An 854-nucleotide genomic window follows, 5' to 3' on the forward strand; every position below is an offset into this window, starting at 1 on the left:
ATCGATAGTACATGACGGTTGCATTTGCATCCGTCTTTTTATTTGTTCTGCTATCGGGCAGTAATATAGAACATTGTGACTGGGTAAATTAGGATTAAGTTTTTTTATTGGAGGCTTAATGATGACAGGTGAGCAAAGTGAATCATTTTCTCAAATAATCAAAATATGAGCTTGCTAATGTATGGGGCAAATATTGGCAGTCATATTCTCTTGGTACATGGCAATTTTGGTTTAACGTAGCTATGCTGATCATCCCACTGGTGGTCCTCTATTTCTTATTGGACAGGAGAAAAGCCTTTCTTTTAGGGTTCCTCGGCTTTAATGTGCATGTATGGTTTACTTATATTGATGCTTACGGTATAAAACAAGCACTATGGAATTATCCTTTTCAAATAACTCATGTGTTGCCTACAGGATTTGCCTTAGATGCATCATTAATTCCAGTATCTTATATGTTGGTATACCAATGGACTTTAAATCAAAATAAAAATTATTATATTTATACAACAATCCTTTGTATTTCTTTCGCATTTATAATGAAGTCGTTAATGGTGGCATTTGATTTATTTCAGATGTATAAGGGTACAAATTACTTTCACTTGTTTATTGGGTACATAACTATTATGTTGTTGTCTAAATGGATAACGAACGTATTTATACATTTTCAACAAGAACAAAAGGAAATTTCTGACGATAAGTTTAATTTTCTAGAAAGATTCCGAAAGAGGGCAAAAGCAAAGTAATACTTATTCAGACTTTACGTGTCACTTTTCGATCTTCAACTATAGGGAGTCGATTGTTCGATAGGTTGGGCTGCATCCGGCAGTCCTTTTTCTTGTTCAACAAACGGGCAG

At 34.3% G+C, this 854-nt stretch carries 1 protein-coding gene; it reads left to right on the forward strand.

Annotation, left to right across the window (positions count from 1 at the left end; all coding sequences use genetic code 11):
• The first annotated feature begins 242 nt into the window (after positions 1 to 242).
• Positions 243 to 743: a CBO0543 family protein gene (locus tag ABLT31_RS38785; RefSeq protein WP_367761051.1), complete on the forward strand. Its 501-nt coding sequence runs from the start codon at positions 243 to 245 to the stop codon at positions 741 to 743.
• The last annotated feature ends 111 nt before the right edge of the window (positions 744 to 854 follow it).

The sequence above is a fragment of the Ammoniphilus soli genome, assembly GCF_040813775.1.